12 protein-coding genes and 1 pseudogene are annotated in these 15005 nt (G+C 72.1%); 3 read left to right on the forward strand and 10 right to left on the reverse strand.

What is annotated here, in order from left to right:
- Nucleotides 1-3: 3 nt before the first annotated feature.
- The 3 genes from ABVB68_RS05300 to ABVB68_RS05310 are packed head-to-tail and all read right to left on the reverse strand — an operon-like array spanning nucleotide 4 to nucleotide 7251.
- The gene (locus ABVB68_RS05300; RefSeq protein ID WP_353599675.1) at nucleotides 4-2562 is read right to left on the reverse strand and encodes a type I polyketide synthase; all 2559 of its coding nucleotides are present in this window, start codon (nucleotides 2560-2562) and stop codon (nucleotides 4-6) included.
- The gene (locus ABVB68_RS05305; protein ID WP_353599676.1) at nucleotides 2555-5908 is read right to left on the reverse strand and encodes a non-ribosomal peptide synthetase; all 3354 of its coding nucleotides are present in this window, start codon (nucleotides 5906-5908) and stop codon (nucleotides 2555-2557) included. Before ABVB68_RS05305 ends, ABVB68_RS05300 begins: the two co-directional genes overlap by 8 nt.
- A gap of 5 nt (nucleotides 5909-5913) precedes the next feature.
- Entirely contained in the window at nucleotides 5914-7251 is a 1338-nt protein-coding gene (locus tag ABVB68_RS05310) for an acyltransferase domain-containing protein (protein WP_353599677.1), read from the reverse strand.
- On the opposite strand from ABVB68_RS05310, the gene ABVB68_RS05315 reads away from it, so the two are divergent.
- Nucleotides 7234-7542 (forward strand): hypothetical protein, encoded by a 309-nt coding sequence (locus tag ABVB68_RS05315; protein WP_353599678.1) that lies wholly within the window; start codon nucleotides 7234-7236, stop codon nucleotides 7540-7542. The genes ABVB68_RS05310 and ABVB68_RS05315 overlap by 18 nt on opposite strands.
- 341 nt (nucleotides 7543-7883) lie before the next feature.
- Here the strand turns inward: ABVB68_RS05315 and ABVB68_RS05320 are convergent, their stop codons facing one another.
- Both ABVB68_RS05320 and ABVB68_RS05325 read right to left on the reverse strand, forming a co-directional pair.
- Nucleotides 7884-8141 carry a phosphopantetheine-binding protein gene (locus tag ABVB68_RS05320; protein WP_353599679.1) on the reverse strand — a complete coding sequence of 86 codons (258 nt, stop codon included), beginning with the start codon at nucleotides 8139-8141 and terminating at the stop codon, nucleotides 7884-7886.
- Entirely contained in the window at nucleotides 8138-8365 is a 228-nt protein-coding gene (locus ABVB68_RS05325; protein ID WP_353599680.1) for an MbtH family protein, read from the reverse strand. The genes ABVB68_RS05320 and ABVB68_RS05325 overlap by 4 nt, the downstream gene beginning before the upstream one ends.
- Before the next feature lie 220 nt (nucleotides 8366-8585).
- Between ABVB68_RS05325 and ABVB68_RS05330 the strand changes: the two genes are divergently transcribed.
- Nucleotides 8586-9635: a MupA/Atu3671 family FMN-dependent luciferase-like monooxygenase gene (locus ABVB68_RS05330; protein ID WP_353599681.1), complete on the forward strand. Its 1050-nt coding sequence runs from the start codon at nucleotides 8586-8588 to the stop codon at nucleotides 9633-9635.
- A 164-nt stretch (nucleotides 9636-9799) separates the two neighbouring features.
- Nucleotides 9800-9988: pseudogene (locus ABVB68_RS05335) on the forward strand (IS5/IS1182 family transposase); the annotation flags it as partial.
- A gap of 31 nt (nucleotides 9989-10019) precedes the next feature.
- On the opposite strand, the gene ABVB68_RS05340 reads toward ABVB68_RS05335, so the two are convergent.
- The 5 genes from ABVB68_RS05340 to ABVB68_RS05360 all read right to left on the reverse strand — a co-directional run bounded on the left by ABVB68_RS05340 (nucleotide 10020) and on the right by ABVB68_RS05360 (nucleotide 15005).
- Complete coding sequence (locus tag ABVB68_RS05340; RefSeq protein ID WP_353599682.1) at nucleotides 10020-11186, reverse strand: 2-oxo acid dehydrogenase subunit E2; 1167 nt, start codon at nucleotides 11184-11186, stop codon at nucleotides 10020-10022.
- Nucleotides 11179-12186, reverse strand: a complete 1008-nt coding sequence (locus ABVB68_RS05345; protein ID WP_353599683.1) for an alpha-ketoacid dehydrogenase subunit beta — start codon at nucleotides 12184-12186, stop codon at nucleotides 11179-11181. Before ABVB68_RS05345 ends, ABVB68_RS05340 begins: the two co-directional genes overlap by 8 nt.
- A gap of 3 nt (nucleotides 12187-12189) precedes the next feature.
- A complete protein-coding gene (locus ABVB68_RS05350; RefSeq protein ID WP_353599684.1) occupies nucleotides 12190-13119 on the reverse strand; it encodes a thiamine pyrophosphate-dependent dehydrogenase E1 component subunit alpha in 930 nt (309 codons plus the stop codon).
- Nucleotides 13120-13293: 174 nt separating this feature from the next.
- Nucleotides 13294-14394 (reverse strand): C45 family autoproteolytic acyltransferase/hydrolase, encoded by a 1101-nt coding sequence (locus tag ABVB68_RS05355; protein ID WP_353599685.1) that lies wholly within the window; start codon nucleotides 14392-14394, stop codon nucleotides 13294-13296.
- Nucleotides 14391-15005: a GNAT family N-acetyltransferase gene (locus tag ABVB68_RS05360; RefSeq protein WP_353599686.1), complete on the reverse strand. Its 615-nt coding sequence runs from the start codon at nucleotides 15003-15005 to the stop codon at nucleotides 14391-14393. The genes ABVB68_RS05355 and ABVB68_RS05360 overlap by 4 nt, the downstream gene beginning before the upstream one ends.

Raw genomic sequence — 15005 nt, forward strand, 5'->3', positions numbered from 1 at the left:
ACGTCAGCCGACCCGGGTCAGGTGCGCCGCCAGGCGGTCGATCGTCGGGTTCTTCAGCAGATCGATCGTCGGCAGGGGGACGCCGAGCTCCGTCCCGATCCGGCGAGCGAGCCGCACGGCGAGCACCGAGTCGTCGTTGATGTCGAAGATGCTCCGGTCGTAGCGGTCGACCTCGGTGCGCAGCACCTCGGTCCACAGCTTCGCCAGCAGCCGCTTCAGCTCCTCGCCGCGCGGCGGGCCGGCGGGGGCCGCCGGCGGCGCCTGGTCCGGTTCGTCCAGCCGCAGCCTGCTGCGATACAGCGGATGGGCCGGCAGCGGGACCCGGTGGGGCTCCTGGCCGGACCAGTCGGACCAGTCCACCGGCACCCCCGCGGTCCACAGTCGGGCCGCGTCCCGGAGCAGCCGTGCCACCGGCGACGACTCGGAGCCGCCGTCCGGGCCGCACTCCCCCGGCAGCGGTTCGGCCGGGGTTCCGACGACGACCACCGTCGCCCCGTCCGCCGTCCGGCCCCCGAAGGCCTCGGCCAGCCGGCCGCCCTCCCACACGTCCCGGGTCCAGTGCAGCGGGTCCAGGGCCCGCGACTCGGGCAGCTCGCCGCCCACGACGGCCGACAGGACCGGGACGCGCGGGACCCTCGGCCGTACCTCGGGCGGGCCGTCGAGCAGCCCGGCCCGCCAGGACAGCAGGGCCAGCGCCTCGGTCTCGTCGAGGACCCCGCTGAAGCAGGCCGCGAGGACTTCACCGGCTCCGGCGCCGCCGACCGCGTCGGGCCGCGCGCCGGATTCGGCCCACAGCGTCGCGAGCACCAGTCCGGCGGTCACCCGCGCGGCCTGCGGACTCTGCGCGCCGGTCACGACGCTGTCGGTGGACCGCCGCGCGATGTCGGCCACGGCCGGCACCCGCTCGGCCAGCACCCGGAAATCGTCGACCGGCACCTCGCCGAACAGGAACGACACGGCCGGGGCGGCCTCCGCCGTCGGCGCCGCCGCGGCCTCCGCCTCGATCGCCCGCAGTCCGGCCACGGCGGTGGCGTGGTCGTCCGCGACGACCGCGCGGCGATGCGCGAACCCGCGCCGGCCGGCCCGCAGCGTGTAGTCGGCGTCGGCGAGGTCGGGGGCGTCCGGCCGCGCCAGCACGTCGGCCAGCCGGCCGGCCAGCTCGCGCAGCGCCCGGTCGCTCTTGGCGCTCACCGCGAGCAGCCGGGGACCGGCGGCAGGCGTCGGCCGCGCGGGCAGCGCCGGCGCCTCCTCCAGCACGACGTGCGCGTTGGTGCCGCCGATGGCGAACGAGCTGACCGCGGCCCGCCGCGGGGTCGGGCCCGGCTGCCATGCCATCGGCAGAGTATTGATGTGGAACGGGCTGCCGGCCAGCTCGATCTCCGGGTTGGGCCGGGTGAAGGTCGGGTGGCCGGGGATCTCCCGGTGCCGCAGGGCCAGCACCGTCTTGATGAAGCCGGTGATCCCGGCGGCGGCGGCCAGGTGCCCGGCGTTCGCCTTGACCGAGCCCAGCGCGCACTGCCCGGGCCGGGCGCCGCCGTCGGCGAAGGCTTCGCTGAGCGCGGTGAACTCGATGGGGTCGCCCAGGGCGGTCGCGGTCCCGTGCGCCTCGACGTACGTGATGGTGTCGCTGTCCACTCCGGCGACCGCGTGCGCCTCGCCGATCACCGCCCGCTGCCCTTCGACGCTCGGGGCGGTGTAGCCGATCTTGTCGGAGCCGTCGTTGTTGACCGCCGACCCCTTCAGCACGGCCAGGATCCGGTCGCCGTCCTCGATCGCCTCGGCCAGCCGTTTCAGGGCCACCAGGCCGACGCCGTCGCCGAACGTGGTGCCGTCGGCGTCCGCGTCGAAGGGACGGCACCGGCCGTCCGGGGAGAACATCATCCCCTCGCCGTACACATAGCCCGGATACGGGTTGGCGATCACCGAGACGCCGCCGGCCAGCGCGATGTCGCACTCCCCCGCGATCAGGCTCTGCGCGGCCACGTGCACCGCGACCAGCGATGTCGAACAGGCGGTCTGCACGGCGACGCTCGGCCCCTTCAGGCCCAGCTTGTAGGAGATCCGCGTGGTCAGATAGTCCTTGTCGTTGGCGACCATGAGCTCGATGCCGTCGTAGGTCAGCAGGTCGCAGGACCGGGCCACGACGTTCGTCAGGTACGTGTTCATCGCCGCGCCGGCGAACACCCCGACCGCCTGATCGCCGGCCCCGCCGGAGTAGCCGATGGTGTCGAGCAGTTCCCACGCGACCTCCAGCATGATCCGCTGCTGGGGATCGATCAGCTTCGCCTCGCGCCGGGTGTAGCCGAAGAACTCGGGGTCGAAGTCGAAGGCGTCGGGCAGGACGGCCGCTCGCCGGACGTAACGCGGATCGCGGAGTACCCGCTCGGGCACACCGGCCGCGAGGAGTGCGTCGTCGGTGTAGGTGGTCAGCAGCTCGTCGCCGGCCCGCAGTCGGCTCCAGAACGCGTCCACGTCGGGGGCGCCGGGGAACCGGCCGCACATCCCGATCACGGCCACGTCGTTCGGCCGGATCGTCACGTCGGTCTCGTCGGCGTCAGGCATTCTTCCCGCCCCGTTCCCGGGCCCGCAGGCGCGCGTCGCGGACCGTGTCGTCCGCCGGCCGGACGCGTCGGCTCGACGTCCGGTTCCGGTCGCGGCCCCCGCCTCCGCCGACGTCGGCGGGCGCGGCATCGTCCCGGCCGAGGCGCGCGGCCAGACTGGCCACGGTCGGATAGCGGAACAGCTCGGACCCCTTCAACGGCGGGTTCGCGGCGTCGCCGGCGAGCAGTTCGTAGGCCTGCAGCAGCAGCATGGAGTTGCCGCCGAGATCGAAGAAGTTGTCCTCGCGGCCGATGTCCTGGCGCTGCAGCACCTGCTGCCAGACTGCCGTCACCCGGCGCTCGCGGTCGCTCGGCGCCGCGGCGGCGCCGGTTCGGGCGGCCACGCTCGCGAACTGCTCGGCCAGTCGCGCGCGGTCGACCCTCTGAGCGGCGTCGAGCGGGAACGCGTCGAGGAACCCGATCGCGGTGGGCACCATGGGGGGCGGCAGCGTGGAACGCAACTCCGCTCTCAGGGCACCTTCCGTCGGGTTCCGCCCCGGCTCGGGGATCACGCAGGCGACGAGGCGGCTGTCGTCGGCGCCCGCGCCGACGACCAACGCCGTCGACCTTCTGACACCGGGCACCTCGTCCAGCCGGGCTTCCACACCTTCCAGCTCGACCCGGAACCCGCCGATCGTCACCCGGTTGTCGACGCGTCCCAGGATCTCCAGTCGCCCCCGGGTGTCGACCCGCGCCAGATCGCCGGTGCGGTACAGCCGGCCCTGCGGCTCGAGCGGGCTGTCGAGGAAGCGTTCCTTCGTCAGCTGCGACTGGTTGACGTAACCCCGGCTGACGCACTGTCCGCCGATGTGCAGTTCGCCGGTGAACTCCGGCGGCACGGGCCGCCCGTGCTCGTCGAGGACGTGGACCCGGGCGTTCGCCAGCGGGAGTCCGACCGGCACGCTGGTTCCCGCGCAGTCTTCCGGCCGGACGCGCTGCGCGGTGGCCCAGAACGCGGTCTCGGCCGGGCCGTAGGTGTTCCACAGCGTCCCGCACCACTCGCGGACGGTCCGGGCGAGCGACGCGGGCAGAGGCTCGCCGCACGAGAGGACGTGCCTCAGCGCCAGACCCTTGGTCCCGGTCCGCCGGACCGCGGCGGACAGGCCGTGCAGGGCGGAGGGGGTCTGGACCATGTGCGTGACCCGTTCCCCGACGAGCAGCGCGTGGAGGAGGTCAGGCGATCCGGCCGCCCCCGACGGCACGACGACCAGGCAGGCCCCGGCCAGCAGGGTGCCCCACAGCGGCAGATCGGAACCGGCCGGGTGGAAGAACGCCCCGACCGCGGTCTCGTCGACGACGACGTGCTCACGCATCGACTCCAGCAGCGTCAGGACGTTGCCGTGCTCGATGTCGATCCCCTGGGGCGTCCCGGTCGAGCCGGAGGTGTAGACGGTGCGGGCCACGTCGCCGGCTCGCGGCAGATCGCCGGGCTCGCCGGCCGGCGGCAGCTCGGTCTCCGGCATGACCAGGACCGGCACCGCGGCGCCGTCCAGCAGACCGGCCAGGTCCGGCTGGGTGAGCACCACGTGCGCTCCGCTGTCCTCGACCACCGTCCGGCACCATGCCGCGGGATGGGACGGGTCCAGGACCACGTAGGCCGCCTGGGCCCGCTGGACGGCGACGATCGCGGCGACCGTGTCGAGGGAGGGCTCGAGCAGGAGGGCGACCCGGCGGCCCGGTCCGACGCCCTCGGCCCGCAGCCGGGCCGTCCAGCGCCCGGCCAGCTCGTCGAGCTCGGCGTACGTGAGCTCGTCTCCGGCGCAGCGCACCGCCGTTCGGTGGGCGTGCCGCTCCGCGGCCTGCCGGAAGCGGGCCGCCAGGCTGTCGTCCGGCGCGACGGACACCGGTGCGGGGTGCCGGTCGGCGCCGTGCCCGGCGTCGCTGAGGATCGGCAGATCCGCGACACCGCGGTCAGGGTCGGCGACCGCGGCCCGCAACAGCGTCGTGTAGTGCTCGGCGGCACGGCCGGCCGCGGCGGCGGAGAAGACGGACTTGCGGTACTTGAGCACGCCCACGAGCCGGTCGCCGTCGTGGACGACCTCCAGCAGGAACTCGAGCTGGTCGTCCTGCTTGTCCAGCGGGAACGGCGCCGCGGTCAGTCCGGCCCAGGCGGCCGGGGACGCGCCCTCGTCGGCCACGTGGAGGGCGGCGTGCGCCGGATGCCGGCCGGACTTCTGGTAGATGAACATCGTCTGGAAGATGGGGTTGCGGCCGTCCGCCCGGCTCGGTGCCAGCTCGCCGACGAGCAGCTCGAACGGGTAGTCCTGGTGCTCGAACGCCTCGGTGACGGTGCGGCGGGTCCGGCCGAGCTGCTCGCGGAACGAGACCGCGTCGCTCAGGTCCGCACGCAGCACGACGGGGTTCATGAAGTTCCCGACGCACTCGGCCAGCGCCGGGTCGGTGCGGCCGGCGAACGGGCTCCCGACGAGCACGTCACGCCGGCCGGTGTAGCGGCCGACCAGAACCTGAAAAGCCGTCAGCAACACCACGTAGGGCGTGACCGCTTCCGTCTTGGCCAGCGCGATCACGTCCGCGGCGAGGTCCGCGGGGATGGGGAACATGAGCGAACCGCCGCCGTCGGCGTCCGCCGGGTCCACATCGAACCGGGGCCATTCGGCCGGCTCCAACTGACCGGACAGCCGGCCGTGCCAGTAGGCGCGGGCCCGGGCGCCCCGGTCGCCGGCGATCAGCTCACGCTGGTACGCGACGAAGTCGCTGTACGGACGGTTGCGCCCGGACAGTCCCGCCGAGCGCCGTTCGGTCTCGGCGGCGTAGAGCTGCTCGAGTTCGGCCAGCATGGTGCCGAGCGACCAGAAGTCGCACACCACGTGGTGGGCCGCCAGCAGAACGACCGCTTCTCCGGGCGCCACCCGGTATGTCCGCGCCCGAAGGGGCGACCCGGTGACGAGGGCGAACGGCTCGCGATAGGCGGCGCGCACCGCCTCCCGGAGTTCTCCTTCGGTCCACTGGTGCGCGTCCAGCTCGGCGAAGTCGGGTTCGAGCCAACCGTGAACGGTCTGACGGCCCACGGGGCCGTCCCCGTCGTCGGCGTCCGCCCGGCTGAAGGTGGTGCGCAGCGCCGCGTGCCGCCCGACGAGCGACTGCAGGGCGCGGTGGAACGCGGCGGAGTCGAATCCGCCCGTGAACCGGGCGGTGAGGGCGACGTTGTAGGACGCGCTGTCCGGGTTCATCTGATGCAGCGTCAGCAACGAGCTCTGCCCGTAGGAGAGCGGATGCTCGGTGCGCGCCTGTCCGGCCCGTGCCCGAAGCGCCACCTCCAGCTTCTTCCGGAGGTCGTAGTCAGTCATGAGTGTCACTCCTCGGTCGATCCGACGGCGGTGGAAGCGCCTGGGCCTGCCCACAGAGGCAGGAGGGCGTGCAATTGGTCCTCGGTCAGCGCGTCGAGCGATGCCAACAGCCGCTCCGCCTCCTCGGGCGAGAGCTGGTCCGGCCCGCCCGCCTCCTCACCGGTCCCCGCCCCGAGCTCGAGCCCGAAGACCTCGACGACCGGCCGGCCGGCGTCGTCGACGACCGAGACGTCGACGACCTCTCGCGCCGTCTCGCCCACCCGGTGCCGGACCACCGCGACTCCGGACACCGCGGCGCTCGCCGACTCGTGGATCACGACCCGCTCGATCCGGAACGGCAGCTCGGTGGACGGCACCGGGGCCGGCCGATCCGCTTCCGGCCGGTCACCGACCGTCCGCCCCCTCGCGCGGAAGGGCGCGTGGTACCTCACCCAGTCGACGGCGATCCCCGCCTCCTCCAGCCGAGTCAGGTGCTCCAGGACCGTCGCCGAATCCGGTGTCCGAGGCGACAACCCCGCCAGCCAGAGCTCACTCCCGTCGCTCTGTGCCCGGCCGGCCGTGGTCAGCGTCCGTCCGGGCCCCACCTCCAGAAGGACCGTGCAGCCGCGGTCCATCAGTGCCCGGACTCCCGCCGTGAACCTGACCGGTGAGGTGAGCTGCCGGCCCCAGTACTCCGCGCCGAGCTCCCCGCCCGCGGCCCAACCGCCGGTGAGGTTCAGCGCCAGCGGCACGGCCGGGTTCCGGTGCCGGATCCGTCCCGCCGCCGCGACCAGCGCCGGGACGGCCGGGGCGACCAGCGTCGAGTGGAAGGCGTGGGTGGTCTCCAGCGGGATCGTCAGCCAGCCTCGCCGCTGGAACGCCGGCACCAACTCCCCCATCGCCGTGTCGGTCCCCGAGACGACGATCCGCTCCGGGGCGTTGTACGCGGCCACCGACGCCGCGCCGCCGTGTGCCGTGACCAGGCGTTCCAGCTCCGCCGGGTCAGGGCCGCCCACGGCGACCATCCGGCCGGCGCCGGGCACGGCCGCGAAGGCACGGCCGCGGGCGCTGACGAGTTCGAGCCCTTCCTCGACGCCGAACACCCCCGCCACACAGGCGGCCGCGTACTCGCCGAGACTGTGGCCGACCACCGCGTCGGGCCGCACGCCGCACGAGGTCCAGAACTCCGCCAACGCGACCTGCAGCAGAAAGACCGCGGGCTGGAGCAGCTCGGCCCGGGTCTGGGCGGCCGGGTCGGCGAACACGTCGAGCGGGCCGACGCCGGTGAGCCGGCGGAACTGATCGGCGTGCCGGTCGATGCCCGCGCGGAACAACGGGTGCTCGCGATGGAGCTCGACGCCCATGCCGACGTACTCAGAGCTCTGCCCCGGAAACAGGAACCCGGTCCGCGGCCGGGTTCCGGCCGCCGTCACGAGGTACCCCTGCGCCACAGCACCGGCCGGGTGTCATCCGGCCGCGGTATCCAGGAGAAATACGTCCGTCGCCGCGCCGACGATGCGGCGGTCGTCAGGAAATGGCCTCCGGCCGAGGGATCACCGTCTGAATTCGACGTGACCTCGAGATTGTTGTACGGCATTCCGGTCACGAAGGAACTCCAACCGATCTATCAGGTCTGGAAAGATTCAGCCACGTGAGCCCGCGACGACATCCAACGGACTGGAACGGGATGACGCCGATTTCCAGAAGAGGTCGAAGCGCCGTTGGCGGAGGGCGCTGTCACCGAACCACGAACATAGGGGCCGGGACACCGCCCACCGCAAGGTGACATCGGCTCGATGTCTTGCCGGCGAGACAGATTCCCGTCTCGGCCTCCTGATGCCGATGCGACTGACCCGGCACGGGGAATCGAACCCCGGAACCCGGTCACCGGGGTAGCGGCGGAGCCACGTTCCGTCCCGGGACCACGCGCGCCGTCGGTCGCGCCACGGCGGCGTGGCACCCGGGACACCGCCCGGACGCGACCGTCACGACACGGTCAGGACGCCTCGCCGACCAGTTCGCTCAGCACGTCGCTGAGGTCGCTGAGCAACGGGTTCTTGAGGACGACGCCGGTGATCCGGGATATCCCGAGCTCCTGGCGCAGGGCCTGGCCGAGGCGGACGGCGATGATGGAGTTGCCGCCGACGGCCAGGAAGTCGTCGCCGATGCCGATGTCCGGATTCCCCAGAAGCTCCCGCACCTTGCCGACCACCAGCTCGTCCATGGGGTTACGGAACCCGCTGTCGACCGTCATCCGACCACCTCTCGCGCTTCATCGGTCAGCTCTCGCAGGCTGGCGGGCCGCATGTCCGACCAGTGTGCGGACACGTATTCAAGACAGTTCGCCCGCGTGTCCGCGTCGTGCGCGACCGACCAGCCGGCGGGCACGGCATGGGACGCCGGCCACAGCGAGTACTGCTCCTCGCCGTTGACCAGGACGAGATGAACGCCTTCCTCATCTTCGAACGGATTGGCCACGGCTCTCCTGTGTGAACGAAACCTGATTTCCCGAAGGACGGGTCCATCGTGCGCTTGTCTCGCCGGCGAGACAACACTCCGTGGGCCGCTTTCCACCGCGGTCCGCGGTGGGTGTGTCCGCGAAGAACGAGGGTGCTATGAATCAGGAGCGGGCGCATTTACCGACCGATGTTCGCCACACCCCCGACTCCGAACCCGTATCCGCTGGGGAGAACACACCATGGATCTGAGCCTCTTCTATTTCGCCAACGACAGCGGGGGCGCCGAGGCCGACCGGTACCGGTTGTTGCTCGAAGGCGCACGATTCGCCGACGAGAACGGATTGGCGGCGGTGTGGACCCCGGAACGCCATTTCCACCCCTTCGGTGGGACCTATCCGAACCCCTCCGTGACCAGTGCGGCGATCGCCGCGACGACGGAGCGTGTCAAGATCCGGGCGGGCAGCGTCGTGGCACCGTTGCACCACGCGCTGCGGATCGCCGAGGAGTGGTCCGTGGTGGACAACATCTCCCGGGGTCGCGTCGGGGTGTCCTTCGCCTCCGGCTGGCACGCCGTCGACTTCGCCCTGAATCCGGCCGCCTACACGAACCGCCGGACGGAGATGTACGAGCGCATCGAGCAGGTGCGCGCCCTGTGGCGCGGCGAGGCGATCGAGGTCACCGACGGCGCGGGGAACCCGGTGAAGGTGCGGTCGTTCCCGCCGCCGGTCCAGACCGACCTGCCGATCTGGGTCGCCAGTGTCGGCGACGTCGAGACCTTCCGGAGCGCCGGCCGGATCGGAGCCGGGCTCCTCACCCACCTGCTCGGCCAGAGTCCCGAACAGCTGGCGCACAAGATAGCCGAGTACCGGCAGGCCGCGGCCGACGCCGGCTGGCCGGGCCACGTCGCGGTGATGGTGCACACGTACCTCGGCGAGGACACCGACAGGGTCCGAGAGCTGGTCCGGCCGTCGCTGAGCGACTACATGCGCAGCTCACTCGGGCTCATCCTGTCGTCGGACCTCAGCACCGGAGACCTGGAGCCGGACGAGATCGACATGCTCGTCGAGCGGGCCTTCGAGCACTACTTCGACAACGTCGGCCTGCTCGGCTCGGTCGACAAGGGCGAGCAGGTCGTGGCGCGGCTCGCGGAGCTCGGCGTGGACGAGATCGCGTGTCTCATCGACTTCGGACTGCCGACGGACGAGGTCATGACCGGCTTGACCTATCTCAAGCGACTGCAGGACGCGTGCGGCGCCGACGCGCCCGACCAGCGCACGGTCCGACCCTGATCCATCCCATGCCACCGCGGTCGCCCGGCCAGGGTGCGGATCCACCGCGCCCGCGCCGGAACCGACCCGCCGAAGTACCGGCTGTCGGCTGTTATGTGCCGGACAGGGCTCCCGTGCCGTCGAGAGAGGTATTCGCGCCTCAACTCACTGGTACGGGAGCCCTGTTGGCTTCCTGTCCTGCCGCACCCGACCTGCCCCAGGCCCTGGTCGAGTGGGTCACCGTGCTCGTCGTCACCCGCGAGGGTGACCGCCGCTGCAGGCTCCCGCCGCACCGGCGTGCCCCGGTCGGTCCGGTGTACCCGCGCCGGCACGACGTTCTCGCCCGGCTCGCCGCCGGCTTCGGCATCCGCGTCGAAGCCCGGCGGTGGCGTCGTCGTCCCCCCGTCAGCCCGCGAGCCGGGCGATGGCGTCGGCGGTCTCCAGGTCCTGCTTCACCGCGGTGAGGAAGCGGACCGCCTCACGGCCGTTGAGATAGCGGTGGTCGTAGGTGACCGCGACCGTGGTGACCGGCCGGGTGAACGGCACACCGTCCTCGGACAGCGCGACTTCGCTCCGCTCGGCGCACAAGGTCACGACGCAGGTGCGGCCCGGATGGACGATCGGCGCGGCCAGGATGATGTCCGGATCGTTGTGCAGCGAGAGGGTGATGGCCTCGTCGGCGAACGCGTCCTCGCGGAAGTTCTGCCGCAGGGCGCTGACACGGAAGTCCATGAGGTCGTCGGCCAGGTCGGCGATCGGACGGTGGGCGGCGTCCTTGAGCACCGGGATGAACAGCCCGGTCCCGACGTCGACGGTGACCCCGACGTTGGCGGCCGGCGCAAGGGTGAGGGTGTGGTCCGCACCGGACGTGGCGAAGAACAGCGGGAACTCGGCGTGGCGAGCGGCGATGGCCTTGACCAGGAGCTCGACGAGTCCGTATGGGGCGCCACCGCGGGCGGCGCGGAACGCTGTCAGGTCGACCGCGATCGCGGCGAAGGCGGCCGGGATGGTGCGGTGCGCCTCGCTGACGACCGCGGCCACCGCGCGCTGGCGCGGACTGAGGCTGACGACGACGGCGTCCGCGGACGCCCCAGCCGACACGGACGCCTCCTCCTGGTCCATGGACCCCTGGTCGATGAGCCGCTGGACGTCGGAGGCCTTCACCACCCGCTTGCCGAGCGTGCGCAGCTGCTCGGTCCGGATGCCGTGATCCTGGGCGAGGGTGCGTGCGGCGTCGCTGAGGATCGGCTCCGGGCCGCCCTCGTGGTCCTCGCCGTCGCCCTCGCCCTCGGGTGCGGTGGTCACGACGGCGGCAGCCAGGTAGTCGTCCCGCTCCTGGCGGCTGTCGAACAGCAGCCCTACCGGCCGCCCGAACTCGCAGTGCGCTCCGGCCTCGACGAGCCGGTGGAGGACGCCGTCGACGTCCGCGACGAGTTCCTCCAGGGCCTTGGCGGTCTCGACCTCGGCAACGACCGCGTCCGCGGACACCGCGGCGCCGTCGTCGACCGTCCAGCCGACCAGGACGCAGCCCTCGTCGTTGTTGTTGAACTTCGGCAGCAGCAGTTCACGCATGCAACGCCTCCCAGATGGCGCGGTGGATGTCAGAAGCTTGGGGGAGCACGGTCTGTTCCAGGTGTGCGGCGGTCGGGATCACCTCGGCCTCGGCGCTGCACAGCACGACCGGGCGGCGCAGCCGGCCCCACAGCCGCTCGTAGACGCGCCCGGCGACCTCCGAGCCCCAGGTGCCGCCGGCGGCGCAGTCCTCGACCAGGCACACCACCTCGGCGCCGGCCAGGGCGGGCAGCAGCGGCTCCACGTCGAACGGGTACAACCGGGTCGGCACGATCACCTCGCAGGTGATCTCGTGCTCGGCGAACAGCGTCCCGGCCGCCGCCAGCGCCCGCCGGGCCACGCCGCCGGGCGCGATGATCACGCAGTCGGCCGCGTCGTCGCCGTCCGACGCCCGCAGCCGTGCCGCGCCACCGGCTCCGAACGGGAAATCGGCGACGAACGGCCCGTCCGTACCCGGCTCGTGCATCGGCTGCGTGTAGAGCACCTTGTCCTCGAACAGGACGGCCGGCTCGCCCTCGGCGAGCAGGCCGGCGAGCAGGGCCGTGCTGTCGTGGAACGGCGAGATCTCGTGCACCGACAGGTGCGGCACGCCGATGAAGTGCTTCTGCAGGCTCTGGCTGTGGGTCGGGCCGTACCCGCGCCGCCCGCCGGTGGGACAGCGCACGATCACCGGCACCTCGACCCGGCGGCCGTACATCGCGACCGATTTGGCCGCGAAGTTGACGATCTGGTCGAAGGCCAGGGTGGCGAAGTCGCCGAACATGATCTCGACGATGGCGCGCCCGCCGGACAGCGCCAGCCCGTTGGCCACGCCCACCAGCGACTGCTCGCTGATGGGCGTGCTGAGGACCCGGTCGGGGTAGCCCGACGACAGTCCCTTGGTGATCTTGAAGGCGCCGCCGTACGGATCGGCGACGTCCTCCCCCAGCAGGAACAGGCCGGGGTCGGCGGCGAAGGCCGCGTGCAGGGCCCGGTTCAGGTTCTCGGCGACACGCTCCACGGTTCAGCCCCTCTCCCACACCGAGGCCGGACGGGCCAGGACCCGGTCCACGGCCTCGGCGATCCGCGTCCGCTGCTCGTCATCGACCTCGGCGAACAGGTCGGGGTCCAGGCGCCGGTAGGCGTCGTGCCAGTCGTGCTCCCGCTCGGCGGCGACCTCGGCGGCGGAGCGCGTGTCGTCGCCCTTGCTGTGCGGGCCGAGGCGGTGGGTCGTGAACTCCACGACGGCCGGCCCGCCGCCGGTGCGCGTCCGTTCCACCACCGGTGCCAGGCGCGCGCGGATCGCGGCGACGTCGCTGCCGGTCACGGGCACATGGGCGATGCCGAACGCCGCGGCCCGCCCGGCGATGTCGCCGGCCATGGCGCGCGCGGTCGGCGTGGTCTGCGCGATGCCGTTGTTCTCCACGACCACCAGCAGCGGCAGCCGCCACAGCGCGGCCAGGTTCAACGCCTCGTAGACGGCGCCCTCGCCCCAGGTGCCGTCGCCGATGTAGGCCACGGCGATCGCGGGCCGGCCGGTCCGCTGGAACCACAGGGCCGTGCCCACGGCCACCGGCAGGCTCTCGCCCTGCACCCCGGTGGACAGGTAGGTGCCCCGGAAGATGTGCTGGCTGCCGCCGACGCCCGAACAGACGGCGCCCTCGCGGCCGGTCATCTCGGCCAGCAGGCCCTCGGGGTCGTCGAAGCGGGCCAGGTAGTGGCCGTGGCCGCGGTGGTTGCTGAACACGAAGTCGTCCGGGGCCAGCAGCGGCCCCAGGGCCACCGGCACGTACTCCTGGCCGAGGCAGGTGTGCGTGGTGCCGTTGAGCAGCCCGCGCGCGAACAGGTCCAGGACGGTCTGCTCGAAGTGCCTGATCATCAGCAGGCTGGAGAGGTCGTCGACGTCGATCCCGGCATCGGTCCCGGCAACGCTGATGGCCGTACCCGCTTTCATGACAGGTTCCCTTCCGGAAGAGCTTCTGACGCGTGTCCCGCGAGGACCGCCGTGAGCCGGTCCGCGTGGTTCACAAGGACGACGAATCGCCCGTTCTCGTCATCGAGCACGTTCATGTTCCCGCCCGTCGAGTTCGAAAAGATCAAGAGGGACCGACATCTCGGCACCTCGGCGTCACCCCGCGTCATCCGCGTCCGCCCGGGGAGAGCCGTCGGTGCGGCAGTCCGGGTCCGCAAGGGTGAACTCCCTGGTGGCAGATGCCGCGGGATCACCCGGCCTGATGTACAACCGGCCGCTCCCCGGCAGCGCGACGGCCGCGGCGACGGTGCGCTCGTACCGGATGTCGCCGGTTCCGACCACTCGGATGGGAGGGACCGAGAGCAGGGCGAAATGCTCCTCCACCCCCGCGCCCGGCGCCATCGCGGCGAGACCGGCGCGGCACGCCTCCAACCGTCGGCGTGAGAAGTTCCGCGCGAAGACGTTGATCTCGTCGAAGGGTTCGAACTCGGGGTGGAGGAAGTGGTTGGTGTGCTCGGCCTGTTGGGCTTCGAAGCACCGGAACCCGCCGTCCAGGGCCTCCACCCAGACCGCTTTGCCCGCGTCGCAGAGCATGAACGACCGTGAGCTGGCCAACGGGAGACCGCGGAGGCACTCGACCGCCTCGTCGACGGTGGCGGCGGAGTCCAGCACGTGGCGAATGGCCAGGTACGGCGGGACTCCGGGTTTCCAGTCGCCGCCGAGGACCAGGTTGAGGCCCACGGCCAGGCCGTCGCTGTTGACGCCCAGATAGCCGAGGAGGCCCGCGAAGCTGAGCACCAGGACCCCGCGCGGGGAACCCGTGAGCCGGACGTCGAGGACGCTGATCTGATCGTCCAGGTCGCCGTTGAGGTCCACCGTCTGGGCCAGTACCGGACGGGAACCGGCCCTCGCGTAGGTGGTGCAGTCACCTCGCGCCGGGATCTTCCGGTAGCCCAGGATCTCCCGGCGCAGTTGCAGCAGCAGCGCCTGGTCGCGGTGGATTCCGATCCCGTCGGCGAGTCCGGTGATCTCGTCCGCGAGCCGTGGCAGCTCCGCCGTGATCACCTTGTCGTAGGCGGACAGCACCGGTTCGAGCCCGGACATCGTGACCTGTTCGTCCAGCAGCAGGCCGAGACGGCAGAGCGAGTCGTCGACGAAACCGCGCAACGGGCCCGCGAGGGCGGCGCCGTGCTGCCGGCCGACCTCGTGCGCATCGCCGCGCAGACGCAGATGGGCGATGCCCGGTCCGCCGGTCACACCACCATGTCCTGCCGGGTCACCTTCGCGTGAGCGGCCAACTCGCCCTTGAGCCAGGGCCACTCGCCGCGCACCACGCTGTAGAAGACCGCGTCCCGGCGCCTGCCGCCCGGCATCGGGTTGAAGCTGCGGAAGACGCCCTCCTCCAGGGCGCCGATGTTGCGCAGGCCCGCTCTGGCCTGCACGTTGAGCCGGTCCGTCTTGAACTCCACGCGCTCGGCGCCCAGGGTCTCGAAGGCGTGCTCGAGCAGGAGGTACTTGGCCCAGCGGTTGATGCCGCGGCCCTGGAAGTCGACGCCCAGCCAGGACCAGCCGATCTCCAGGCGCGAGTCCGCCTCCGAGAGGTTGCCGAAGCTCATGCTCCCCGCGCAGCGCCCCGTCGTCTTGTCGGTGATGTGGAAGACCACGCGCCTGCCCGCCGCGTGGTCGGCGACCATGCCCTGGAAGAAGGCGTCGAAGTCCGCCTCGGTCTCGACGAGGCTCACGAAGTAGCGCCAGATCACCGGGTCCATCGCGATGTCGTGGATCGACTCGCGGTCCTCGGGACTGATCGGACGCAGCCTCACGTGGTCGTTCTCCAGCGTGGCCGCGGCCAGTTCCGCCCAACTCAC

The organism is Streptomyces sp. NPDC096012, assembly GCF_040426375.1.
Taxonomy (GTDB): Bacteria; Actinomycetota; Actinomycetes; order Streptomycetales; family Streptomycetaceae; genus Streptomyces.

What these genes read in the sequence shown, in the direction of transcription:
- ABVB68_RS05310 (WP_353599677.1), bottom strand. Translation starts at nt 7,251, where the DNA reads ATGGGCGTCGAGCTCCATCGCGAGCACCCGTTGTTCCGCGCGGGCATC.
- ABVB68_RS05300 (WP_353599675.1), bottom strand. Translation starts at nt 2,562, where the DNA reads ATGCCTGACGCCGACGAGACCGACGTGACGATCCGGCCGAACGACGTG.
- ABVB68_RS05315 (WP_353599678.1), top strand. Translation starts at nt 7,234, where the DNA reads ATGGAGCTCGACGCCCATGCCGACGTACTCAGAGCTCTGCCCCGGAAA.
- ABVB68_RS05320 (WP_353599679.1), bottom strand. Translation starts at nt 8,141, where the DNA reads ATGACGGTCGACAGCGGGTTCCGTAACCCCATGGACGAGCTGGTGGTC.
- ABVB68_RS05340 (WP_353599682.1), bottom strand. Translation starts at nt 11,186, where the DNA reads ATGCGTGAACTGCTGCTGCCGAAGTTCAACAACAACGACGAGGGCTGC.
- ABVB68_RS05350 (WP_353599684.1), bottom strand. Translation starts at nt 13,119, where the DNA reads ATGAAAGCGGGTACGGCCATCAGCGTTGCCGGGACCGATGCCGGGATC.
- ABVB68_RS05330 (WP_353599681.1), top strand. Translation starts at nt 8,586, where the DNA reads ATGGATCTGAGCCTCTTCTATTTCGCCAACGACAGCGGGGGCGCCGAG.
- ABVB68_RS05305 (WP_353599676.1), bottom strand. Translation starts at nt 5,908, where the DNA reads ATGACTGACTACGACCTCCGGAAGAAGCTGGAGGTGGCGCTTCGGGCA.